The sequence below is a fragment of the Stenotrophomonas sp. GD03680 genome, assembly GCF_029844625.1.
GTDB classification, from domain to species: Bacteria; Pseudomonadota; Gammaproteobacteria; order Xanthomonadales; family Xanthomonadaceae; genus Stenotrophomonas; species Stenotrophomonas maltophilia_P.
In genome coordinates this window covers 1-22424 of sequence record NZ_JAOCKC010000036.1, presented here as the reverse complement: position 1 = coordinate 22424, position 22424 = coordinate 1, and the positions used below count along the sequence as shown (strand labels likewise).

General features: G+C 68.1%; 24 protein-coding genes. 12 read left to right on the top strand and 12 right to left on the bottom strand.

Annotated features, from left to right (window positions below):
- Window positions 1-75: 75 nt before the first annotated feature.
- Window positions 76-651: a TlpA disulfide reductase family protein gene (locus N5J29_RS18740; protein ID WP_053519158.1), complete on the bottom strand. Its 576-nt coding sequence runs from the start codon at window positions 649-651 to the stop codon at window positions 76-78.
- Window positions 648-1922 (bottom strand): YihY family inner membrane protein, encoded by a 1275-nt coding sequence (locus N5J29_RS18735; RefSeq protein ID WP_053519156.1) that lies wholly within the window; start codon window positions 1920-1922, stop codon window positions 648-650. The genes N5J29_RS18740 and N5J29_RS18735 overlap by 4 nt, the downstream gene beginning before the upstream one ends.
- Window positions 1923-1999: 77 nt before the next feature.
- On the opposite strand from N5J29_RS18735, the gene wrbA reads away from it, so the two are divergent.
- From wrbA to N5J29_RS18720, 3 genes are all read left to right on the top strand, one after another.
- Window positions 2000-2593 (top strand): NAD(P)H:quinone oxidoreductase, encoded by a 594-nt coding sequence (wrbA, locus tag N5J29_RS18730; RefSeq protein ID WP_053519154.1) that lies wholly within the window; start codon window positions 2000-2002, stop codon window positions 2591-2593.
- Window positions 2590-2925, top strand: a complete 336-nt coding sequence (locus N5J29_RS18725; RefSeq protein ID WP_164152945.1) for a DUF2069 domain-containing protein — start codon at window positions 2590-2592, stop codon at window positions 2923-2925. Before wrbA ends, N5J29_RS18725 begins: the two co-directional genes overlap by 4 nt.
- A 79-nt stretch (window positions 2926-3004) precedes the next feature.
- Window positions 3005-3490, top strand: a complete 486-nt coding sequence (locus tag N5J29_RS18720; protein ID WP_053519164.1) for an asparaginase domain-containing protein — start codon at window positions 3005-3007, stop codon at window positions 3488-3490.
- A 100-nt stretch (window positions 3491-3590) separates the two neighbouring features.
- Here the strand turns inward: N5J29_RS18720 and N5J29_RS18715 are convergent, their stop codons facing one another.
- The 3 genes from N5J29_RS18715 to sufT form a co-directional block, all read right to left on the bottom strand.
- A complete protein-coding gene (locus N5J29_RS18715) occupies window positions 3591-5333 on the bottom strand; it encodes a S8 family peptidase (RefSeq protein ID WP_053519150.1) in 1743 nt (580 codons plus the stop codon).
- A gap of 409 nt (window positions 5334-5742) precedes the next feature.
- Window positions 5743-6837: a branched-chain amino acid aminotransferase gene (locus N5J29_RS18710; protein ID WP_053519148.1), complete on the bottom strand. Its 1095-nt coding sequence runs from the start codon at window positions 6835-6837 to the stop codon at window positions 5743-5745.
- A 59-nt stretch (window positions 6838-6896) separates the two neighbouring features.
- Complete coding sequence (gene sufT, locus N5J29_RS18705; RefSeq protein WP_004144911.1) at window positions 6897-7448, bottom strand: putative Fe-S cluster assembly protein SufT; 552 nt, start codon at window positions 7446-7448, stop codon at window positions 6897-6899.
- 122 nt (window positions 7449-7570) lie between these two features.
- Between sufT and N5J29_RS18700 the strand changes: the two genes are divergently transcribed.
- Window positions 7571-7990, top strand: coding sequence for a hypothetical protein (locus N5J29_RS18700; RefSeq protein WP_053519146.1), 420 nt, complete (start codon window positions 7571-7573; stop codon window positions 7988-7990).
- 51 nt (window positions 7991-8041) lie between these two features.
- On the opposite strand, the gene N5J29_RS18695 is transcribed toward N5J29_RS18700, so the two are convergent.
- The gene (locus tag N5J29_RS18695) at window positions 8042-9502 is read right to left on the bottom strand and encodes an NAD(P)(+) transhydrogenase (Re/Si-specific) subunit beta (protein WP_164152946.1); all 1461 of its coding nucleotides are present in this window, start codon (window positions 9500-9502) and stop codon (window positions 8042-8044) included.
- The gene (locus N5J29_RS18690) at window positions 9499-9819 is read right to left on the bottom strand and encodes an NAD(P) transhydrogenase subunit alpha (protein WP_053519142.1); all 321 of its coding nucleotides are present in this window, start codon (window positions 9817-9819) and stop codon (window positions 9499-9501) included. Before N5J29_RS18690 ends, N5J29_RS18695 begins: the two co-directional genes overlap by 4 nt.
- Before the next feature lie 97 nt (window positions 9820-9916).
- Here N5J29_RS18690 and N5J29_RS18685 point away from each other — a divergent pair, with 97 nt between their 5' ends.
- The 3 genes from N5J29_RS18685 to N5J29_RS18675 are packed head-to-tail and all read left to right on the top strand — an operon-like array spanning window position 9917 to window position 11271.
- Entirely contained in the window at window positions 9917-10501 is a 585-nt protein-coding gene (locus N5J29_RS18685) for an RNA polymerase sigma factor (protein WP_081284450.1), read from the top strand.
- Complete coding sequence (locus N5J29_RS18680; RefSeq protein WP_053519138.1) at window positions 10498-10824, top strand: hypothetical protein; 327 nt, start codon at window positions 10498-10500, stop codon at window positions 10822-10824. The genes N5J29_RS18685 and N5J29_RS18680 overlap by 4 nt, the downstream gene beginning before the upstream one ends.
- A 3-nt stretch (window positions 10825-10827) precedes the next feature.
- Window positions 10828-11271: a DUF3106 domain-containing protein gene (locus N5J29_RS18675; RefSeq protein WP_164152947.1), complete on the top strand. Its 444-nt coding sequence runs from the start codon at window positions 10828-10830 to the stop codon at window positions 11269-11271.
- A 64-nt stretch (window positions 11272-11335) separates the two neighbouring features.
- Here the strand turns inward: N5J29_RS18675 and N5J29_RS18670 are convergent, their stop codons facing one another.
- Window positions 11336-12415, bottom strand: a complete 1080-nt coding sequence (locus N5J29_RS18670; protein WP_164152948.1) for an NAD(P) transhydrogenase subunit alpha — start codon at window positions 12413-12415, stop codon at window positions 11336-11338.
- Between the two features lie 52 nt (window positions 12416-12467).
- Window positions 12468-14786 carry a DUF1631 domain-containing protein gene (locus N5J29_RS18665; protein WP_128988694.1) on the bottom strand — a complete coding sequence of 773 codons (2319 nt, stop codon included), beginning with the start codon at window positions 14784-14786 and terminating at the stop codon, window positions 12468-12470.
- 331 nt (window positions 14787-15117) lie between these two features.
- Here N5J29_RS18665 and N5J29_RS18660 point away from each other — a divergent pair, with 331 nt between their 5' ends.
- From N5J29_RS18660 to N5J29_RS18645, 4 genes are read left to right on the top strand one after another with little or no spacing between them, the layout of a single operon-like run.
- Window positions 15118-15699: a nitroreductase gene (locus N5J29_RS18660; protein WP_164152949.1), complete on the top strand. Its 582-nt coding sequence runs from the start codon at window positions 15118-15120 to the stop codon at window positions 15697-15699.
- Window positions 15696-16646 (top strand): 5'-3' exonuclease H3TH domain-containing protein, encoded by a 951-nt coding sequence (locus N5J29_RS18655; RefSeq protein ID WP_065175990.1) that lies wholly within the window; start codon window positions 15696-15698, stop codon window positions 16644-16646. The genes N5J29_RS18660 and N5J29_RS18655 overlap by 4 nt, the downstream gene beginning before the upstream one ends.
- The gene (locus N5J29_RS18650; RefSeq protein ID WP_065175989.1) at window positions 16643-17197 is read left to right on the top strand and encodes an NUDIX hydrolase; all 555 of its coding nucleotides are present in this window, start codon (window positions 16643-16645) and stop codon (window positions 17195-17197) included. The genes N5J29_RS18655 and N5J29_RS18650 overlap by 4 nt, the downstream gene beginning before the upstream one ends.
- Window positions 17190-17987 carry an N-formylglutamate amidohydrolase gene (locus N5J29_RS18645; protein ID WP_065175988.1) on the top strand — a complete coding sequence of 266 codons (798 nt, stop codon included), beginning with the start codon at window positions 17190-17192 and terminating at the stop codon, window positions 17985-17987. The genes N5J29_RS18650 and N5J29_RS18645 overlap by 8 nt, the downstream gene beginning before the upstream one ends.
- Window positions 17988-18099: 112 nt before the next feature.
- Here the strand turns inward: N5J29_RS18645 and N5J29_RS18640 are convergent, their stop codons facing one another.
- On the bottom strand, window positions 18100-19512 hold the full coding sequence (locus N5J29_RS18640) for an MFS transporter (RefSeq protein WP_164152950.1): 1413 nt from the start codon (window positions 19510-19512) through the stop codon (window positions 18100-18102).
- 105 nt (window positions 19513-19617) lie between these two features.
- On the opposite strand from N5J29_RS18640, the gene N5J29_RS18635 reads away from it, so the two are divergent.
- Entirely contained in the window at window positions 19618-20502 is an 885-nt protein-coding gene (locus N5J29_RS18635; protein ID WP_065182851.1) for a LysR family transcriptional regulator, read from the top strand.
- A 78-nt stretch (window positions 20503-20580) separates the two neighbouring features.
- Here N5J29_RS18635 and pip read toward each other — a convergent pair whose 3' ends face one another.
- The gene (gene pip / locus N5J29_RS18630) at window positions 20581-21522 is read right to left on the bottom strand and encodes a prolyl aminopeptidase (RefSeq protein ID WP_065175985.1); all 942 of its coding nucleotides are present in this window, start codon (window positions 21520-21522) and stop codon (window positions 20581-20583) included.
- A gap of 48 nt (window positions 21523-21570) precedes the next feature.
- The coding region (gene prmC / locus N5J29_RS18625) for a peptide chain release factor N(5)-glutamine methyltransferase (protein WP_279924527.1) at window positions 21571-22424 on the bottom strand (854 nt) is incomplete at its 5' end.

The window sequence follows — 22424 nt, the reverse complement described above, 5'->3', positions numbered from 1 at the left end:
GTATGTCTGCCGTTGCCGTTGCTTCTGCCGTTGCTCGTAGCGGGTGCAGGGCCGCAGGCCCTGCCTACACACCCACTACTTCGCAGCCGCGATCTGCTTCTCGATGTCGGCCGCCGTAACCGGGCCGAGGAAGCTATGGGCCACCCGGCCCTGCGGATCGATCAGATGCGTCAGCGGCAGCCCCCGCGGCGTGGCGAAGTCCGCCGGCGGATCGAACGGATCGACGATCACGATCGGATAGGTCACCGGATGCTTGGTCAGGAACGACTGCATCTCCGGCACCTCGATGTCCTCATAGGCCAGGCCGACCACTTCGATGTTGCTGCGCATGGCGTGCAGCGCGGACAACTCCGGCATCTCCTTGCGGCATGGTGCGCACCACGTGGCCCAGAAATTCACCACCACCCACTTGCCCCGATGGGCCGCCAGGTCGTACTCGCTGCCATCGACGGCCTTCATCTTCAACGTGGGGAACTCGGCCGTGACACGCTCGGCAGGCGTGTCCTCGGCCGCAGGCGGTGCCGCCGGTGCGGGAGCCTGCGCCGGTGGCTGGCTGCTGGCCGGGGTCGCGTCCTGCGCAGGCTTGCAGGCCGCCAGGGCAAGCGCCACGGCCAATGGAACTGCCAGCAGCAGCGGAGTCGTGCGGGTCATGGGGTGTCTCCGGAATCGGGATAGATATCGCTGACGCGACGCTTGAGGCGCTCACGCAGAGGCAGGCGCAGTTCATCCAGCGCCGCCAGCGCGGCCTGGCCCAGGCTGTCTTCGCGGTAGGGCAGATGCTGCTCCGCCACCGGGATGCGCAGTTGGGTGCATTCGTACAGATCGGCCAGGCTGACCTGGTCCAGGTCGCGCGCGAGCAGCCATTCACCCCGCTCGTCGCGGCGCAGCAGGCCGATGGCCTCCAGTTTGCAGGCCAGGTCCTGCAGCAGCGAGTCGGTCAGCATCGGCTCCAGCCGCAGGATCTCGTCATCGGCCAGCCCCCTGCCCCGGGCACGCGCCTGGTGGAAGCGGCCGAGCAGGCGCAGCAGCCCATAGAATTCATAGCCCTGCGGCAGGCGCAGCTCGACCGGCTGGTAGCGGAACGCCGCCATCGACGATGCCAGCGATGCGCCAAGCAGCACCGCCACCCAGCACAGATAGATCCACAGAAGCAGGATCGGCACGAACGCGACCGTGCCATAGAGCTTCTGGTAGGACTGGAAACTGCCCAGATAGGCACCGATGCCCCACTTCACCAGCTCCAGGATCACCGCCGCCAGGATCGCGCCGGGGACGGCGTGCCGCCATTTCACCGTATGGTGCGGCACGACCCGGAACATCAGGCTGATGCAGACGAATTCGATCAGCACCGGTGCCAGCCGCAGCGACAGGTCGGCCAGCCAGCGCCCCTCCTGGGTCCCGAACAGCGGCATTGCCAGTACCCGTGCCGACACTGCCAGCGAGGCGGCGGCAAGCATCGCGCCCAGGGTCAGCACGGTCCAGTAGACCAGGAAGCGGGTCAGCTTCGGCCGGGTCGATCCGACCCGCCAGATCTTGTTGAACGTCTCTTCCACGCTGTTGAGGGTGATCAGCAGCGAGACGACCAGGGCGATGAAGCCGGCCGCGGTGAGCTGGCCAGCGCTGGCCGAGAACTGCCGCAGGTAGCCTTCGGCGGCGCGTGCGGCATTGGGCACGAAGTTGGAGAAGACATAGTCGCTGAGCTGATCGCTCCAGCGGTCGAAGACCGGGAAGGCCGAAAGCACGCCGAACACCACGATCGCCAGCGGAACCAGGGCGAATACCGTGGTGTAGGCCAGTGCGGCGGCCGCCTGGAACAGGCGGTCATCGAGAAAGCGGTGCCACAGGAAGCGGCCGAAGCTGGCGGCACGCGCACGATCGCGCGCGCGTTCCATCCATAGGTTGAGCGTATCCAGAGGTTCCATCGGCGCAAGGGTACCCGATGCGGAATGCACGCAGGATAGCCATACTGGCGTCCACACGATGAGGAGACCTGGGCACGATGGGCGAGATCCTGGTGCTTTACTACAGCCGCGGTGGCTCGGTGGCACGGCTGGCGCGCCAGATCGCGCGGGGAATCGGCGAGGTGCCGGGAATGGTGGCGCGGCTGCGCACGGTGCCGCCGGTGGCGGCCGTGACCCAGACCGCACAGCCGCCGGTGCCCGACGATGGCGCCCCCTACGTGAGCGTGCAGGATCTGGCCGACTGCCAAGGGCTGCTGCTGGGCAGTCCGACGCGGTTCGGCAACATGGCCGCGCCGGTCAAGCACTTCCTCGATGGACTCGGTGCTGAATGGGTCAATGGCACGCTTGCGGGCAAGCCCGCCGGCGTGTTCACCTCGACCGCATCAATGCACGGCGGGCAGGAATCGACCCTGCTGACCATGCAGGTGCCGTTGCTGCATCACGGCTGCCTGATCGTCGGCATTCCGTTCACCGAACCGGGTTTGAGCCACACCACCAGCGGCGGCACGCCCTACGGCGCCAGCCATGTGGCGGGAGCGGCCGACGACCCGCAGCCGACCGATGATGAGGCGGTGCTGGCGCGGGCGCTGGGCCGTCGCGTCGCCGATATCGCGCAGCGGCTGGCCCGATGAACGCCGCGCCGCGTACGGTTCTGCTGCTGGCCCTGATGGGTCTGGCCGCGCTGTTTGCAGGCTGGTTCATCAACGACAAGCACTGGCTGGCCACCCAGCTGGTGTTCACCGCCCCACCGCTTGCACTGGCCATCGCCCTGCGCCTGGGCTCGCGCAAGGCAGGGTTCTGGGCCTCCGTGCTGGCGCTGGGCTGGTTCAGCCATGGCGTGATGAGCGCCTGGAGCCACCCGGAAACGCGCTGGCTGGCCTTGCTCGAGATTGCCCTGGCACTGACCGTGATCTTCGCCGCCAGCCTGCCGGGCCTGCGTGCGCGCTTCGGCAGGCGACGCTGACGCTGCGCCTCCCGGGCCGTATCATCTGCGTTCCCGGCCCCGCGCCGCTGCACCTGTCCTGGTTTCGCGCATGCACATGATGGAAGAGCTCCTGGTCGTCACCACCGGTGGCACGATCGACAAGATCTACTTCGACGACAAGTCGGACTACCAGATCGGCGATCCGCAGATCGGCATGATCCTGCGCGAGCTGGGGGTGACGTTCCGCTTCAACGTGATTCCGATCCTGCGCAAGGACTCGCTGCACATCAACGATGAGGACCGCGAGCTGATCCGGGCCACCATCGCGGCGCAGCCGACCCGGCATGTGCTGGTGACCCATGGCACCGATTCGATGGTGCAGACCGGCAAGGTGCTGGCGACGATCGCGGACAAGACCATCGTGATGACCGGCGCGCTCAGTCCGGCACGTTTCCGCGGTTCGGACGCGGAGTTCAACATCGGCTGCGCGATCGGCGCGGTACAGTCGCTGCCGGCCGGCGTCTACATCGCGATGAACGGGCGGATTTTCGACCCGCAGCACGTGCGCAAGAACGTTGCCGCGAACCGCTTCGAATCGGTTTGAGGAACGGAGTGCCGACCAAGGTCGGCACGCACCACCGCGCGGCCCCATGCGAAAACGCCCCGGCCGAAGCCAGGGCGTGCCCTAGGAGAGGGTCTTGGGCTCAGTACTGGGCGTTGAGGGTCACGCCCGAGAAGGTGCTGTAGGCCTTCACCCGTACGTACCAGGTACCGGCAGCGGGGCTGTTGACCGTGCAGGTTTCGCTGTTGCCGCTCAGGTACGGACGGCACGTGTAGGCGGTATCGGTCGGCGCGCTGCCCTGCCGCAGGTACAGGTCGGCATCACCGCTGCCGCCGCTGATCGTCACCCGCAGCTGGCTGCTGCCGGACGGGACATTGACGGTGTAGTTCAGCGAAGCGCCCGATGCGGCACCCAGTCCGCTCACCGGTACGTTGTTCTGCAGCACGGTGCCGCCCGGGTTCGGGTTGCCACCGCCATTGATCGCTGCCGCCACTGCAGCATCGGCGTCGATGATGCCGGCGCCACAGCCACCCGAACAGGCACCCGGCAGCGGCCGAGCGGTGCTCTTGATGATGCTTTCCACCTGGGCCGGGCTCAGCGGGCTCGGTGCGACCGACTGCATCAGCGCGACCACGCCGGCCACGTGCGGTGCTGCCATCGAGGTGCCGTTGTACGAGGCATAGCTGGCGCTGCCCGGCGTGGTGGTGCCGGTGTTGAGAGTGGACAGGATGCCCTGGCCCGGCGCGGAGATGTCGATGCCCGTGCCGTAGTTGGAGAAGCTGGCACGTGCGCCCGCCGACGTGGTGGCCGCCACCGCGATCACGTTCGGGCAGTTGGCCGGTACCGATGAAGACACGTTGGTGTTGCTGTTGCCTGCGGCCACCACCACCGTGGTGCCACGGCCGACGGCGCCGTTGATCGCGTTCTGGTAGGTGGTCGAGCAGCTGCCGCCGCCGCCCAGCGAGAGGTTGATGACCTCGGCCGGATTGGCATTGGCCGGCACGCCGCTGACACTGCCACCGGAGGCCCACACGATGGCGTCGGCGATGTCGGAGGTGTAGCCACCGCACTTGCCGAGCACGCGCACCGGCACGACCTTGGCATTGAAGGCAGTACCCGCCACGCCGGTGCTGTTGTTGGTTACCGCTGCCACGGTGCCGGCAACGTGGGTGCCGTGCCAGCTGGAGTTGGAGGCCGGGTAGCCTGCGCCACATTCGTTGGCGGCGTACCAGTCACCCTCGTCGTTGGGATTGCTGTCGCGGCCACCGCCGTCGCGTGCCATTGCCGCGTCGCTGATGAAGTCATAGCCGGGCAGGATGTTGGCGTTCAGATCGGGGTGGTTGGTGATGCCGGTGTCGATCACCGCGACGACCACGCCGGTGCCGGTGGCCTTGTCCCAGGCCGGGCGCACGTTGATCGAGGCGTTGGACGTACCGAACCCCCACTGTTCGCTGAAGCGGGTGTCGTTCGGCGTCAGCGTCGCGCGCATGATCTGGTCGACTTCCACGTATTCGACGTTGGGGTCGGCGGCGAGCTTGCGCATCAGCAGCTCGGATTCGGCCTGGTCCAGCGGACGATCGGTCCTGACCAGGGTCGGGCCGACGGCCAGCTTGCGGACCTGCTGCAGGCCCAGCGCGCGGCCCTGGCTGCTGGCAAGGCCCGCAGCCGCCGTCTTCAGCGACGATGCCAGGGCGGTGGTGTTGGCCACCGGCGCACTGCCGTCGCGATACTTGACGATGAAACGCTGGTGCGTCGGCGCGGACTGCAGCCCGCTGAGCTGGACATCACCGGCCAGCGCAGGCGTGGCCAGCAGCAGCGATGAAAGAACGGAAGCACCAAGGACCACCCACACTCGACGCACACGCGGTTGCGTTACCTGGGACATCGTATTTCCCTTTCTAGTGGTGTGAATGCCGGAATCGGCAGAAACACCGGCCCGAACCATGGGCTGGCTTGCGTTGGCGAGGTCCGGAGTCCGGCGAGCCAGCGGATCCCCCTTACGATCCGCCGTGCCGATGACGCTAATGGCCTAAACCGGACACCACAATATTTTCAGTGTCTTTTCAGGAACATGAAATGTTCGATCTGAGACTTTCCGGGTCGAGGGTTTGTGAAGATGAAGGAACTTTCGCGCCACGCGCACGAACCTGACTGGGCAGATGTCCTGTCCACCGATGACTTTGCCGACATCGGCGGCCGGCCTTCCCCGTAAACGACGAAGGCCCGTCGCGGGGACGGGCCTTCGGGGAACAGCGCAGCCGGGCATGGGCCCGGCGCTACAGCCTGGCGGAGGATCAGCCCAGCCTGACCAGCCAGTTGTGACGGTCCGGCAGGCGGCCGTACTGGATGTCGGTCAGTTCCTTGCGCAGCGACATGGTCACTTCGCCGGCCGGCGCGTTGAGGTCGCCCACCGAGAAGCCTTCGCCCTTGAGCTGGCCGATCGGAGTCACCACCGCAGCGGTGCCGCAGGCGAACACCTCGCTGATCGCACCGGATGCAACGCCGTCCTTCCACTCGTCGATGCTGACCTTGCGCTCCTCGACCTTCATGCCGCGGTCGCGGGCCAGCTGCAGGATGCTCTCGCGGGTGATGCCTTCCAGGATGCTGCCCGACAGCTGCGGCGTGACCAGGGTGCCGTCCTTGTAGACCAGGAAGACGTTCATGCCGCCCAGTTCCTCCAGGTACTTGCCCTCGACCGGGTCGAGGAACAGCACCTGCGAGCAGCCTTGCGCCTGGGCCTTCTGCTGCGGCAGCAGCGAGGCGGCGTAATTGCCACCGCACTTGGCCGCGCCGGTGCCGCCCTTGGCCGCACGCGCATATTCGGTGGACAGCCAGATCGACACCGGTGCCACGCCCTTGGCGAAGTACGGACCGGCCGGGCTGGCGATGACGTAATAGCCGGCCTTGTGCGCGCCACGCACGCCGAGGAAGGCCTCGTCGCCAATCATGAACGGGCGGAAGTACAGGCTGGACTCATCCGCCGACGGCACCCAGGCGCTGTCCACGGCGATCAGCTGTTTCAGCGACTCGACGAAGATCTCCACCGGCAGTTCCGGCAGCGCCAAGCGCTGTGCCGAGCGCTGCAGGCGACGGCCGTTGGCATCCGGGCGGAAGGTCCAGATCGAGCCGTCGGCGTGGCGGTAGGCCTTGATGCCCTCAAATATCTCCTGGCCGTAATGCAGCACGGCCGCTGCCGGGTCCAGCTGCAACGGGCCATAGGCACGCACGTTGGCGTTGTGCCAGCCGGTGTCCTTGTCCCACCGCACTTCCACCATGTGGTCGGTGAAGTGCAGGCCGAAACCCGGCTTCTCCAGGATCGTGGCGCGCTCTTCAGCGCTGCGCGGGTGGTCCGAACGGGTGACGGCGAAGCTGGGGATGGACTGGGACACCGGAGGATTCCTGTTCTGGTTGCGGGTAGTGCCGGGCCCGCGTCACTGCGGGCCCTGGGTCAAAGCATGCCGGTCTCGAGACGGGCCGCCTCGGACATCATGTGCTGGTTCCATGGCGGATCGAACACCAGCTCGACGTCGGCCTCGGCCACCGTCGGGATCATTTCCAGCTTGCTGCGCACGTCGTCGACCAGGATGTCACCCATCCCGCATGCGGGCGCGGTCAGGGTCATCTTCACGTCGATCTCGCGCTGGCCCTCGTCCAGATGCTTGATCTCGACCTCGTAGACGAGGCCCAGTTCGACGATGTTCACCGGAATTTCCGGATCGAAGCAGGTGCGAAGCTGCTGCCATACCAGTTGCTCCACCTGTTCGTCGGTGGCGTCGGCCGGCAGTTCCAGCGGAGCGGGTGCTTCCTTGCCGATGGCGTCGCCATCCTTGCCGGCGATGCGGAACAGGTTGCCTTCGACGAATACCGAATAGCTGCCGCCCAGCGCCTGGGTGATGTACCCATAGCTGCCGGCGGGCAGGGTCACGGTGTCGCCCTGCGGGACCATCACGGCCTCGCAATCGCGTTCGAAGTGGACAGGTTCGCTGCTACGGGAATACATGGGGACCGATATGGGGCCGTGGCCATGGCCACGCAAGACGGCATTCTAGCCCAGCCGTCCTGCGCCCGCCGGTGCACCGCGGCAAACCACAGTATCCTGTGGGTGACTTTCAGGAAGCTTCGATGTCCTCCAATGCCGCGCGTGCCAGGACCGTGACCTGGCTCTGGCCCTTCATGCTGCTGCTGGGCCTGGTTGTTGCTCCCCTCGCCTGGATGCTGCTGGCCCTGATGACCGGCCGCCAGGTCGGCTGGATGGCGGTGCTGACCGCTCTGGAACTGGTGTTCATGCTGCGTCTGGGCACACTCGGTCCCGGCCGTCTTCGCGTGGCCCTGGTGGTGGCCGGCACGCTGCTGGTGGCGGCGGTGGCGAACTGGGCGATCGCCAGCGCCTGGATGGGCGGCTCGATGGGGCTCAACCCCTGGGATGCCTCGCTGCGCATGGGCCCGCATCTGGCCTGGACGCTGATCAACCTGGCCAATGGCGCGATGGAATGGCTGTGGCTGGCGATCGGCGTGGCCGTCGGCGCCTGGCTGGCGCGCTGATCGCACCTGATTCGGGTAGCGCCGGGCCAGGCCCGGCGCTGCCGCTACAGCTCAATGCCCGCCGTCGAGCGCCTTCAGCTCGCTGACCAGCGACGCCGCCGCCTCAGCGCCGTCGCCATACAGCATGCGCGTGTTGTCGGCGTAGAACAGCGCATTCTCGATCCCGGCAAAGCCGGTCCCGCGACCGCGCTTGATCACCACCACGTTGCGAGCGTTGATCACGTCCAGCACCGGCATGCCGTAGATCGGACTGGCCGGATCGGTACGTGCGACCGGATTGACCACGTCGTTGGCGCCGATCACCAGCACCACATCGGTACTGGCGAACTCGGGATTGATGTCGTCCATGTCGGCGATCAGGTCGTACGGCACGCCGGCCTCGGCCAGCAGCACGTTCATGTGCCCGGGCATGCGCCCGGCGACCGGATGGATGGCGAACTTCACCTTGACCCCGCGCTGCCCCAACCGCTGTGCCAGTTCCCAGATCTTGTGCTGGGCCTGGGCCACGGCCATGCCGTAACCGGGCACGATCACCACGCGCTCGGCGAAGGCCATCATTGCCGCCACATCGGCCGCCTCGATCGGCTTCTGCGCGCCGGTGATCGCCTGTGCCTCTCCGCCTGCACCACCCCCGAAATTGGAGAACAGCACGTTGCGGATGGGCCGGTTCATCGCCTTGGCCATCAGGCGGGTCAGCAGGATGCCCGCCGCGCCGACCATCATGCCGGCGATGATCAAGGCCTCGTTGCCCAGCACGTAGCCCTCGAAGGACACCGCCAGACCGGTGAATGCGTTGTACAGCGAGATCACCACCGGCATGTCGGCGCCACCGATCGGCAGCGTCATCAGCACGCCCAGCGCCAGTGCCAGCACGAAGAAGGCGATGATCGCCCAGGTGCTGAGCGTGCTGGCCGCGACGATGGCCAGCACCACCACCGCCAGCGCCACCCCCAGGTTCAACGCCTGCTGCCCTGGCCAGATGACCCGCTTGTCGAGGCGACCATCCAGTTTGGCCCAGGCGATCACGGAGCCGGACAGCGACACCGCGCCGATCGCGGCGCCGACCACCGCCAGCAGCAGCACGGTGGTGGAAGGCTGGCGTGCGGCAAGGTCGGCCAGCGCCTGTTCGCTCCAGTGCGTGGTATCGCGATGGGCCAGGAAGGCGTAGCGCAGCAGTTCGACCGCACCGATCGCCGCCGCCGAACCACCGCCCATGCCGTTGTACAGCGCGACCATCTGCGGCATGTCGGTGACCGCGACCTTGCCGGCCGACCACCAGGCCAGGCCGGCACCCAGCAGCAGCGCGACCAGGATAAGCGGCACGTTGTGCAGCTCGGGCAGGAAGAAGGTGGCCGCGGTGGCCAGCAGCATGCCCAGCCCGGCCCAGCGGATGCCGCTGCGCGCGGTCAGCGGCGAGGCCATCCGCTGCAGGCCGAGCAGGAACAGCGTGGCGGCCACCAGGTAGCTGGCCTTGACCAGCCAATCGAGCAGTTCGACGGTGCTGATGTTCAAGCCTGCGGCTCCTTCGGTTCGTCCTTGCCTGCCCGCGGCGCGCTCGGCCTGAACATCTCCAGCATGCGCGCGGTGACCACGTAGCCGCCGGCGGCGTTACCGGCACCGAGCACCACGGCGATGAAGCCCAAGGCCTTTTCCAGCGGCGTCTGTGCGTGGCCGAGCACTACCATCGCGCCGATCAGCACGATGCCGTGGATGAAATTGGAACCCGACATCAGCGGGGTGTGCAGGATCACCGGCACCCGCGAAATGATCACGTGGCCGGCGATGGCGGCCAGCATGAAGATGTACAGCGCCACGAACCCGTCACTCATCGGCAACGCTCCCGCTCTGTCTTCGTCGGCCCATCATAACCATGGGCTGAACCCGGCGCGCATCCTCGTCAACCGGGGCCGCGCTCACGCGTTGTCGATGGTGACCCCGAGCAAGGAACCGTACCCTGTGCTGGTGAGCAGCCCCGTCCCCCCGACCGCCGACACCGATGCCCTGCCGGCGTCGCTGGAAGCGTTCCTGGCGAGCATCGGCCCGCGCGCGTTCCGCTTCGCCGAGGCCGGCCTGCGCCAGCGCGAGGATGCCCTGGACGCCGTGCAGGATGCCCTGCTGCGCATGCTGGACTATGCCGACAAGCCCGCCAGCGAATGGGCGCCCCTGTTCTGGAGCATCCTGCGCCGGCGGGTGATCGACCTGCAGCGCCGACGCCGCTTCCGCCTGCCGTTCTGGCGCGACAACCAGGATGCCGACGGTGCCGACATCGACTGGGCCGACCCCGGCCCTACCCCGGCGCAGGCGCACGAGCAGCACCAGCAGTACCAGCAGCTGGTGCAGGCGCTGCGTACGCTGCCCGCCCGCCAGCGCGAAGCGTTCACCCTGCGCGTGCTGCAGGAACTGGACGGCGCCACCACCGCCCGCGCCATGGGCTGCAGCGAAGGCGCGGTAAAGACCCATCTCGCACGCGCCCGGCAGGCGCTGCAGGATTATCTGGAGAACCCCCCGTGAACCGCTCCCTGCCCTCCGATGACGCCTTGCGGCGCCTGCATGCGCATTCTCTGCAGGCGCTGTCGCCGGCAACGCTGTCGCGCCTGCGCCAGGCCCGCCAAGGCGCCCATGCAGCCCATCGTGGGCGCTGGCGCTGGTGGCTGGCCAGCGCCTGCTCGCTGGTGGTGGCGCTGGGGATCGGCGTGCAGTTCACCGGTCCGGACGTGCCGACGCGGCCAGCGCCGGTACCGACCGTTGCCGCAGTGGAAGACAACAGCGCGCTGTACGACGAGAATCCTGATCTGTACCTGTGGCTGGGCGACACCGACCTGGCGATGGAGTGAATCATGCTGCGACATCTCTCCCTGCCCCTGCTGATCGCCCTGGCGCTGCTGCCTGCAGCACCGGCGCTGGCGCAGACCCGTGCGCCCGCTCCCGGCGCGCCATTGCCCGCCTGGGATCAGCTCAGCCCCGCCCAGCGCGAGGCGCTGCTGGCCCCGCTGCGCGATCGCTGGAACGGCGCCGATGCCGGTCAGCGCCAGCGCATGCTGGCCCATGGCCAACGCTGGCAGTCCATGAGCCCGGAAGAGCGCGACAAGGCCCGCCGTGGCCTGCGCCGGTTCGAGCACATGAGCCCGGAACAGCGTGAACAGGCACGCGCACTGTTCGGGCAGATGCGCCAGCTGCCCCCTGCCCAGCGCGACGCCCTGCGCGATCGCTGGTCCCGGATGACGCCGGAGGAGCGTCGCGACTGGGTGCGGGACAACCCGCCACCGGCAAAGCCGCGGTAAGCCTTCGGGATATATAAGGGTCAGATCCCTTTGCCAGAGGCAGAGGAATCTGACCCCATGTCATTCACGCCTGCCAGCGCGTCTTTGCCAGCAGTTCGTCTTCCCAGTCGAAGCTCAGCTGCCCTTCGCGTACGAACAGGGCAACGAAGTTGAGCAGGTTGCGCGCATACATCTCGCTGGCCTGGGTCGCACCCCGGCTGGCCAGGCCCAGCGGTCCATCGATGGTCACGCCCTGGTGTTCGATGCACTGCCCCGGCTGGGTCAGCGCGCAGTTGCCGCCGCTCTCGGCCGCCAGATCGACGATCACACTGCCCGCCGCCATGCCTTCCACCATCGCCGCAGTGACGATGGTCGGTGCCGGACGGCCCGGCACGGCTGCGGTACAGATCACTACATCGACGCTGCGCAGATGGTCGGCCAGCCGCCGCTGCTGCTCGACCCGTTCTTCCTCGGTCAGCGCCCGCGCGTAGCCGCCCTCGCCGGCCGCGCTGACGCCCAGGTCGAGGAAGCGTGCGCCCAGCGACTGGATCTGCTCGCGCGTTTCCGGCCGCACATCGAAGCCTTCCACCTGGGCGCCGAGGCGGCGCGCAGTAGCGATCGCCTGCAATCCTGCAACGCCGGCGCCGATCACCAGCACCTTGGCCGGACGCACGGTACCGGCCGCGGTGGTCAGCATCGGGAAGAAGCGCGGTGCACGCTCGGCTGCGATGAGCGCAGCCTTGTAGCCCGCCATGCCGGCCTGCGAACTGAGCACATCCATCGCCTGCGCACGGGTGGTGCGCGGCAACAGCTGCAGCGGGAACAGCAGCAGGCGGTCCTCGCTGGCCAGCGCCGCCAGTGTCGGATCGCTGGCCGGCGTCAGCAGGCCGACCACGGCTGCGCCCGGCTTGAGCCGGGCCAGCACCTGCGCCGGCGGCGCCTGCACGCACAGAAGGATGTCGATCTCGCCCCAGCGACCGTCATCGAATGCACGTGCGCCCGCGTCCTGATAGGCGGCATCGGGAAAACCGGCGCCCTCGCCCGCACCGGTTTCGTACCAGACGGTGACGCCCAGTGCGGCGAGCTTGCGCGCGGTCTCCGGCGTCAACGCTACGCGCCGTTCGCCCGGCGCGGTCTCCTTGATCCCCAGCAACGCCACGGCCATGCAGGTCCCCGCTGATCGGTGAGTTTTCCCGATCCTAGCAGGCGGCTCCCGCTCAGTGCAGGGTGGCGTTGCCCGGGTCGAGGCGGTCGATCACGCCCTGCATGGCGCTGTCAAACGCGCCATCGTCGACATGCGCACGCAGGCGGCCCAGCCGCACCATCACCGCCAGTTCCTCCGGCGAAGCCACGCAGAAGCGCACGCCACGCCGGTTGACGAACAGCAGCCGGGAAGAAATCGGGCTTACCCAGGACAGCTTGCCGGCCTGCACCTTGCCGTCCTTGTCGACGAAGTCCAGCCAACTGCCGATCTCCATCCGGCGGAAGCGATCGGCATCGGCATTGTCGAAATCGTCGGTATCCACCTGGCTGCCCAGTTCCACCGTCGGCGAGTCCGCAACCGGCGGCATGGGCAGGACAACCTGCGGCAGCTCCGGCAGCGCACGTTCCAGCTCCGGCCGCGACTCGGCGATGCCCTGCAGGGTGTCATGCAGTGCATCGATGGCCGAGGTTGCCGCATCGCCGTGTACGCCGACACTGGCGAACACCTTGGCCAGCACCGGCTGCCAGGCTTGCAGCCAGGGCTTGCCGATGATCTGCCGGCGCGCTTCGGCCACTTCCTCCAGCAGGCCATCGCCCAGGGCCAGGGCTTCGGCGACCGATGCACCGTCTTCGCCCTCGCGCAGCAGCGCCAGGGTCAGGTGGTGCTGCCACGGCTGGCGCAGGAACTCGGCGATGGCCGGTGGCAGGGTGGCATCACCGATGCGGCGATCCAGCTCGGTGGCAGCGCGCGTGCGGGCCATTTCCAGCTTTTCCTGGCCGCGCTGCGTTTCCGCTGCGCGCCGCTCGGCAATCTCAACGCGGCGACGGTGCTGCACCAGGAAGTCGCGGAACTCCTCTTCCAGGGTGAGGAAGATGGCCAGGTTCTCGTTGAACTCGGCGACCAGGCGTTCGATGATCTCCTCCACCTTGGCCATCAGCATGCGCTCGGCCTGGCTCTCGCCGGTGTTGCCTTCGCAGGCCTCGGCCAACGAATTGAGCAGCTTGCGCGCCGGATGGGTCTTCTGCACGAACATGCGGCGGTCGAGCATGGCGACCTTGACGAAGGGCACCACCAGGCGGCCGATCAGTTCACGCGAGCGACCCTCCAGTTCGCGTTCATCCAGCATGACATCGAACAGCATGCCGACCAGGTCGATCGCGTCTTCGTCCTGCGGATCCAGGCGGGTCTGGCCCGGGTCGACGCCCAGCCGGGTGGCGCTGGACAACACCTCGCTCTTCAGGCGCTGCGCGAGCGACTCACCATCCTCACCAATCGCCGCACGCAGCGTGGCGCTGGGGGTCGCCTGCAGCAGCGACAGCACCGACATCATCTCGCGCTGGCTCAACGGGCGCTGCTGGCCCACGGCCACCTGCGCGGCCGATGTTGCGTCCTCACGCACGTGGCGCGTCTGCTGCAGCAGTTCCTGCAGCGCTTCCAGCAGCATCCCCTGCTGGCCATAGGCCTCGCTGCCGGCGGCGCCGGGACCGTCCCCACCGGCCTGCTGAAGGTGGCCGCGGCGCTCGGACCAGCGCGCGGCGAAGCGCTGCGCCCACGCCGGTGCGGCCTGCTCGTCATCGCTGAAATCGCTGTCGAACCCCGGCACCGGGCGCTGTTCGACCAGATCGTCCAGCCCCTGCGGTGGACGCGGGCCCGGGGCCGCCGGGGTGCGGCGCACCGCGCCCATCTGCGACATCACGCCGGCCGCCGCGAGCTGCTCGTCCAGCTTGTCGTAGATGCGGCCGACCGGCGCGCGCAGGTCGCGCTCGCACAGCTTGATCAGCACAAGGTGGACTTCCGGCGCCAGTTCGCAGCCGGCGAAGGCCTCGTGGATGGCCACGCCCAGGTGTTCCGGGCTGATCGGGTTCAGGTCGGCATCCAGCGGTACATCGCCGGCCAGCCAGCCCAGGCGACGGTCCAGCCGCGCCAGAACCGGCTTGAAATCACGCAACAGCACCGTGGCGAAGTTGCGCACCGCCAGCCGCGATTCGAGCACGTGCTCGGCCAGCAGGCTCAGGCCATCCTCGGCCGGGCCGGACAGGGTCGCATCCGCCGACAGTGGCTCTCCGGCAACCAGAGCCGCCCAGGCGCGTTGCAGGTGGCCGGCAAAGGCCGCCGCGATCTCCTCGCGCCGCCGGCGCAGCTCGCGCATCGCATCAAGGAACAGCAGCTGCGAGGCGCCGGCATTGCCGGCACGGTCGAACAGGGCGTCGTCGAAGCGCGCCAGTGCCGCCCCGAAGGCCTGGCACAGCGCGGGCAGGACGGCGTCACGGGCAAGCTGGAACTGGGCCGGGTCACGACCCGACGTTCCCAACGGTGTGGGCGCGCTCATCATTCGGGAAGGCTCCCCACCTTCTCTGGTGCGACAGACAACATGGACATCGCGACGACCGGCACACCCCATGTACCGATATGTCGATGGTAGGCCGGCCCGCCCCTCACGGACAGTGAAACAGTCCTCACTTCAAACCTCGTGACCCACGGCCCGGCAAGAGGGATATCGTAAGCCGTGCAAGGCCCGCGAGGCGAGAGGAAGCCGGCGTCGGATTGCCGCCAGTGGCATGATGTTCATCACAGTTTGATAGTGAGGGGACAGACGTCGCAGCCACGGCGTCATCGACCACCGCGACTATAATCAAATGCCCGTGATGACCGGTTCAGACGCCATGCCCGACCCCGCCGCCCTGCTTGCCCTCGATGCCCGCCGCTCGGTGCCCTCGCGGCAGCTGGGGGAACCCGGGCCGGACCCGCAGACCCTGCTGCGCATGCTCTCCTCGGCGGTACGGGTGCCCGACCACGGCAAGCGGGTGCCGTTCCGGTTCCTGAAGATTGCCGGCGATGCGCGTCACACTCTGGGCGCGTTCCTGGCCGAGCGAAGCCGCCAGCGCGATCCCAATGCCGGCGAGGCTGTGTTCGAGAAGGATCGCCAGCGTTTCAGCCATGCGCCGCTGGTGATCGTGGTGGTAGCCAGCCCCCGCCCCGACCCGAAGGTGCCCGAGCAGGAGCAGCTGATGACCGCTGGATGCGTCTGCTTCGCCCTGCTGCAGGCCGCACAGGCGCTGGGCTTCGGCGCCCAGTGGCTGACGGCGTGGATGGCGTTCGACCCGGCCGTACACGCCCATCTGGGGCTGGTCGACGGCGAGCGCATCGCCGGTTTCATCCATATCGGTACCGCCCGCGCCGACGTGCCCGAGCGCGAGCGTCCGGATCCAGCCACCCTGCTGCGCGACTGGACGCCACCGGCATGACCTTGCCGGCACCGGCGCCGGCGCTGTACCTGGTCGACGCCAGCATCTACGTGTTCCGTGCCTGGCACTCGCTGCCCGACCAGTTCCAGGATGCGCAGGGCTGGCCGACCAATGCCGTGCACGGCTTCGCGCGCTTCCTGCTGGACCTGCTGGAGCGCGAGCGTCCGCAGCACATCGCCATCGCCTTTGACGAGGCGCTGGACAGCGGCTTCCGCCATCGCCTGTATCCGGCGTACAAGGCCAACCGCGATCCGGCTCCGGAGGCGCTGAAGCGCCAGTTCGTGCATTGCAAGGCGCTGTGCGCGGCGCTCGGTCTGGCCGTGCTTGCCCATCACGACTATGAGGCCGACGACCTGATCGGCAGCGCCCTGCATGTGCACCGCGGCAGCCACCGCGGCGTCATCATTTCCGCCGACAAGGATCTGTCGCAGCTGCTGCTGGACCACGACGAGCAGTGGGACTATGCGCGCAACCAGCGCTGGAGCGTGGCCGGGGTGAAAGCACGGCATGGCGTGCATGCGCACCAGATCGCCGACTACCTGGCACTGTGCGGCGATGCGGTGGACAACATTCCCGGCATCAGCGGCGTCGGCAGCAAGTCCGCGGCGGTCCTGCTGGCCCACTTCGGCAGCCTGGATGTGCTGTACGAGCGTCTGGACGAAGTGCCCTTCCTGCGCCTGCGCGGCGCAGCGCAGATGGCGGTACGCCTGCGCGAGCAGCGCGAGCATGCCCTGCTCTGGCGGCAGCTGACCACCATCGCGCTGGACGCGCCGCTGGAAGGCTGCCAACCCGGCCTGCTGCGGCAGACGGCCGACCCGGAGCTGCTCGGCGGCCTGTGCCAGACCCTGCGCTTCGGCCCGATGACCCGCCGCCGGCTGTTCAACGCCGCCGGCATGGCCGACCCGCTTCCCACTCCCTCCTTTTCCAATTCCGGCGAGCCCGCATGAGCCAGCGCAATACCGAAGCCCCGCGTGTCGTCTATGAAGGCAAGTACCAGCGCATGCTGGTACGCGGCACCTGGGAGTACAGCGAACGCACCCACGCCGGTGGCCTGGCGGCGATCATCATCGCCGTCACCCCCGAGGACAAGGTGCTGTTCGTCGAGCAGTTCCGCGTGCCCCTGCAGGCATCGACCATCGAGATGCCGGCCGGGCTGGTCGGTGACATCCATGCCGGCGAGTCGATCGAAGTCTCGGCGGTACGCGAACTGGAAGAAGAGACCGGCTGGACCGCCGAGTACGCCGAAGTGCTGATGATCGGCCCGACCTCCTCAGGCGCCAGCAGCGAGAAGATCGCCTTCGTGCGCGCCACCGGCCTGCGCCGGATCGGCGAAGGCGGCGGCGATGACAGCGAGGACATCACGGTGCACGAGGTCCCGCTCAAGCAGGCTGCCGCGTGGCTGGTGCAGAAGATGGGCGAAGGCTACGAGCTCGATGCCAAGCTCTGGGCCGGGCTGTGGATGATCGAACATCACCTGGACGGGCGCCCGCGTGGCTGACGCCGACCTGCACACCTTGCCGGCATTGCTGGGCGCTGACGACCCGGCGATCTACACCATCCACCGGCCGCAGGGCGCTTCGCCGTACCTGCTGCTGGCCGATCACGCCGGGCAGCAGGTACCGCGCGCACTGGCCGGCCTCGGCCTGCCGCAGCGCGAACTTGACCGCCATATCGGCTGGGACATCGGCATCGCCGGCACCACGCGTGCATTGGCCGAACGGCTGGATGCCTGGGCCATCGAGCAGACCTATTCGCGCCTGCTGATCGACTGCAACCGTCCGCTGGCATCGCCGACCCTGATTCCGGAAGCAAGCGATCACACCGTGGTACCGGGCAACGCCGGCCTGTCGGCCGCACAACGGCAGCAGCGCATCGACGCGATCCACGCGCCCTATCACGCCCGCATCGAAGCGGAACTGGATGCGCGCCGCGAAGCCGGCCGCCCGACCCTGCTGGTGATGATGCACAGCTTCACTCCCTCCATGAACGGCACGCTGCGGCCATGGCATGCCGGCGTGCTGTACCACCAGGACACGCGCTTTGCCCACGCCCTGCTGCAGGCACTGCGCGACGAAGGCGATCTGGTGGTCGGTGACAACGAACCGTATTCGGTAAGCAATACCAGCGACTACGCGGTACCGGTGCACGGCGAAGGGCGCGGCCTGGTGCACGTCGAACTGGAGATCCGTCAGGACCTGATCGCCGACGCGGCCGGGCAGCAGGCGTGGGCCGAGCGGCTGGCGCGGATCTTCAGCGCGTTGCAGCCACGGCTGCTGGCATCGGTGTAACGCCATCCGGGCCCGGTAGCGCCGGGCCATGCCCGGCGGCACTGGAGGATTCACCGTCGCGTTGCGCCTCGCCGGGGATGGCCCGGCGCTACCGGGTCATCCTGCAGGTCGATCATGCGTCGTTGGCCAGGCAGGCGGGGACCGCCGGGGCGACCGGCGCCGGGCGCAGGGCCAGCGCGATGACCACGCCGAGCAGTGCAAACACTGCGGCGCCGTACTCCGCACGCACCAGCCCGGCCAGCGCATCCGGAGAGCCGGCAGCTGCCACGTCGGCGTTGGCCACCATCACCAGTACCGCCAGGCCCAGCGCACCGCCGATCTGCTGTGCGGTGGCCGCCATGCCCGACGCCACGCCCTGCTGCGCCGCCGGCACGCCCTGACCCGCCACGATCCACATCGCGGTCCAGGTCATGCCCTGGCCGATGCTCAACACCACCACGCCCGGCAGCAATGGCCAGAAATTCGAGGCATGCGGCAGTGCCGCCGCCACCCAGGCGATGCCGACGGCACCGGCCAGGTTGCCGATCACCAGCACCCTGCGCGCGCTCCAGCGCTGCAGCGTCCACTCGGCAAGCTGGATGCCCACGGTGCACACCGCCGTGGCCGGCAGGAATGCCAGGCCGGCCTGCAGCGGACTCCAGCCGTAGCCGTCCTGGAAGTACAGCGCCATGAAGTAGTACTGCACACCGTAGCTGCTCATGAAAGCGAAGGTCAGGCCGAGGGCGGCACGAAGGCCCGGCAGGCGCAGCAGCGCGAACTGCATCAGTGGATCGCGGCTGCGCAGCTCGATCTGCACGAACGCGAACAGGATCAGTATCGACAGCACCAGGCAGCCCAGCGTGACGGGCGCCGTCCACCCCCATTCGGGGCCCTGTACCAGCGTGGTCACCAGCAGGCTGCCACCCAGGGTCACGGTGATGCAGCCGGCCAGATCGAACGAACGGCCCTGCGGGCGCGAAGCATCGGGCGGCAGCCACGCACCGGCGGCAAGCGCGCACGCGGTGGCCAGCGGCACGATCACCGCCAGCACGGCCGGCCAGCCGAAGGCCTGGGTGAGTACGCCACCGAGCAGCGTACCCAAGGCAAGACCCACTGCACTGGCCATGCTCCAGATCGCCAGCGCGCGGTTGCGGGCCGGGCCTTCTTCATACAGCGTGTTGATCAGGGCCAGCGTTGCCGGGAACAGCAGCGCGGCACCGATGCCCTGCGCTGCGCGCGCGATGATCAACAGGCCCGCATTCGGCGCCAGCGCGCCGAGCAGCGATGCCACCGCGAACAACAGCATGCCCAGGCGGTAGAAGCGGCGGCGGCCGATCAGGTCGGCGGCACGCCCGCCCAGCAGCAGGCTGCCGCCGAAGGCCACGGTGTAGGCACTGACCACCCATTGCAGCTGCTGCGCGTTGATCTGCAGCGCGCGGCCCATGTCATGCAGCGCGACAAAGATCATGGTGGCATCCAGGGCGATGATCAGCTGGGCGGTGGCCAGCAGGGTCAGTGCCCAGCGCGGGTATTTGAGGGGAGGCATCGGTGGTCTGGACTGAAGCGGGAGCGCAGTCTCATTGATGCAGCGGAATCAATAAACCCCTCACCCGCCATATCTGTCATGATTTTCTGCATGAGTGGATCATCGATGGACCTCAACGCGGTGCGCATGCTGGTGCAGGTGGCCGAAGCACGCAGCTTCACCGTCGCTGCCGGCCAGCTCGGCCTGAGCCAATCCGGGCTGTCGCGCGCGATCAGCCGGCTCGAGGTGGACCTGGGCGTGAAGCTGCTGCAGCGGAACACGCGCAACGTGGCATTGACCCCGGATGGGCGCCAGTTTGTAGAACAGGTCGCGCCACTGCTGTGCGGACTGGAGGACGCGGAACGGCAGCTTGCCGATCGCCCCTGCACGCCGTCGGGCACGCTGAAGATCAGTGCGCCGTCGATGTTCGGCCGCAAGGTGCTGGTGCCCCTGCTGGCGCCGCTGCTGGAGCGCCATTCACAACTGCAGGTCGAAGCCGTGCTCAGCGATCGCCTGGTCGACCTGGTCGAAGAGGGGTTCGACGCCGCGCTGCGTACCGGCACCATCGCCGACCAGCGCATCGTCGCCCGGCCCCTGCGACCGCTGCGCTGGGTGACCGTCGCCAGCCCGGACTACCTTGCCCGGCGCGGTGCACCGGGTGATGTGGCCGCACTGGCGGGGCATGCCTGCCTGGCCGTGCGCAACCTGCGCAGTGGCCGCCTGGTGGACTGGCAGTTCCTTCAGGACGGCCAGCTACGCGAGTTCACGCCACCGACGCGGATGGTGTTCGACAGCGGCGACCCATTGGTGGAAGCCGCCATCGCCGGCATCGGCATCGTGCAGGTAATGGACTTCGCCGTGGCCGACGCCTTGGCCGACGGCCGTCTGCTGCGCGTGCTGCAACCGTATGAAGGCCGCAGCCGCGAACTCTCTTTGATCTACCCACCTTCGCGCCAGCACTCGCCGAAGCTGCAGGTGCTGGCCGACGCGCTGCTTGCAGGGGACTGGTAGCACCGGGCCATGCCCGGCGAGTCAGACCGCGGCAACAGATCGCAATGCCGCCGGGCGTGGCCCGGCGCTACCGGCGTGTTACGCGAAGCTGTCCGTGGCGCGCACCAGCGCGTCGACATTCTCCGCTTCGAACGCGGAGTGGCCCGATGCCGGGGTGATTTCCAGCTTCGCCTTCGGCCACACCTTGGTCAGGTCCCAGGCATTGGCGAGCGGGCACACCACGTCGTAGCGGCCATGCACGATCACGCCCGGGATGTCGGCGATGCGGTGCGCGTCGCGCAGCAGCTGGTCTTCCACCTCGAAGAAGCCACCATTGACGAAGTAGTGGTTCTCGATACGGGCAAAGGCCAGCGCGAAATGCGGGTCTTCGTGGCTGTTGATGAAGTCGTCATCCACATGCAGGAAGCTGGTCGCACCCTCCCACACGGCCCAGGCCTTGGCTGCTTCCAGGCGGGTCGCCTCGTCTTCACTGGTCAGGCGACGGTGGAACGCCGAGATCAGGTCATGGCGTTCAACCACCGGAATGGGCTTCAGATAGTGCTCCCATGCATCGGGGAACAGGCGGTTGGCGCCTTCCTGGTAGAACCACTCCAGCTCCCAGCGGCGGAGCATGAAGATGCCGCGCAGAACCAGTTCGGTGACGCGCTGCGGATGGGTTTCGGCGTAGGCCAGCGCCAGGGTTGACCCCCAGCTGCCTCCGAACACCTGCCAGCGGTCCACGTTCAAATGCTCGCGCAGCCGCTCGATATCGGCCACCAGGTCCCAGGTGGTGTTGTCCACCAGATCCGCATGCGGCGTGGAACGGCCGGCACCGCGCTGGTCGAACAGGATGATGCGGTACTTCGCCGGGTCATGGAACTGGCGCATCTTGTCGCTGCAACCGCCGCCCGGACCGCCGTGCAGCATCACCACCGGCTTGCCATCCGGATTGCCGCACTGCTCGAAGTACAGCGTGTGGCGGTCGTCGACCTTCAGGGTGCCGACGTCATAGGGGGTGATGGCGGGGTACAGCGTACGCATGCTTGCAGCTCCAGGGTGATGCCCTGCCGGGGCAGGAGAACCCCCATTCTAGGCCGGTCGCCGGCCGAGGGTGACCCGATCACGCTGCTCAAGGTCCTGCTGGGTCTGCACGTCGGCGAAACCGGCCGCATCGAACAGCGTGCGGATCGCCGCGCCCTGGTCCCAGCCGTGCTCGATCAGCAGCCAGCCCGCCGGCTGCAGGTGTTCGGGCGCGCCTGCGACGATGCGGCGGATATCGTCCAGTCCGTCGATGCCGGACGCCAGCGCGCTGGCCGGCTCGAACCTCAGGTCGCCCTGCTGCAGATGCGGATCTTCGCTGGCGATGTAGGGCGGATTGCTGGCAATCAGTGCAAAGCGCGCGCCCTGCAGCGGTGCGTACCAGTCCTGTCCACCTTCAGCGAAACGCACGTTGCGCAGTTCATGGTGGGCGGCATTGCGCGCAGCCATGGCCAGTGCACCGGGGCTGGCATCGGTGGCCAGCACCTGTGCCAGCGGCCGCTCGCTGGCCAGGGCCAGGGCGATCGCACCACTGCCGGTGCCGAGGTCGGCCACGGACAGCGGGCGGTCCGATGGCAGGCGTTCCAGCGCCAGCTCCACCAGCAGTTCGGTTTCCGGACGCGGGATGAGGGTCGCCGCATCGACCCGCAGATCAAGCGTCCAGAACCCGCGCCGGCCGGTCAGGTAGGCCACCGGCTCACCGGCGGCGCGACGCGCCAGCAGCGCCTCGAAGGCAGCCTGCGCCGTTGCCGGCAGCGGATCGGTCGCATGGGCGAACAGCCAGCTGCGTGGACGCTCCAGCACATGCATCAGCAGCAGCTCGGCTTCGTGGCGGGCGTCGATGCCGCCCAGGCGGGCGCTGGCGTCGGCCACCACCTGGCGCAGGGAGGGTTGGGTTGGGGAAG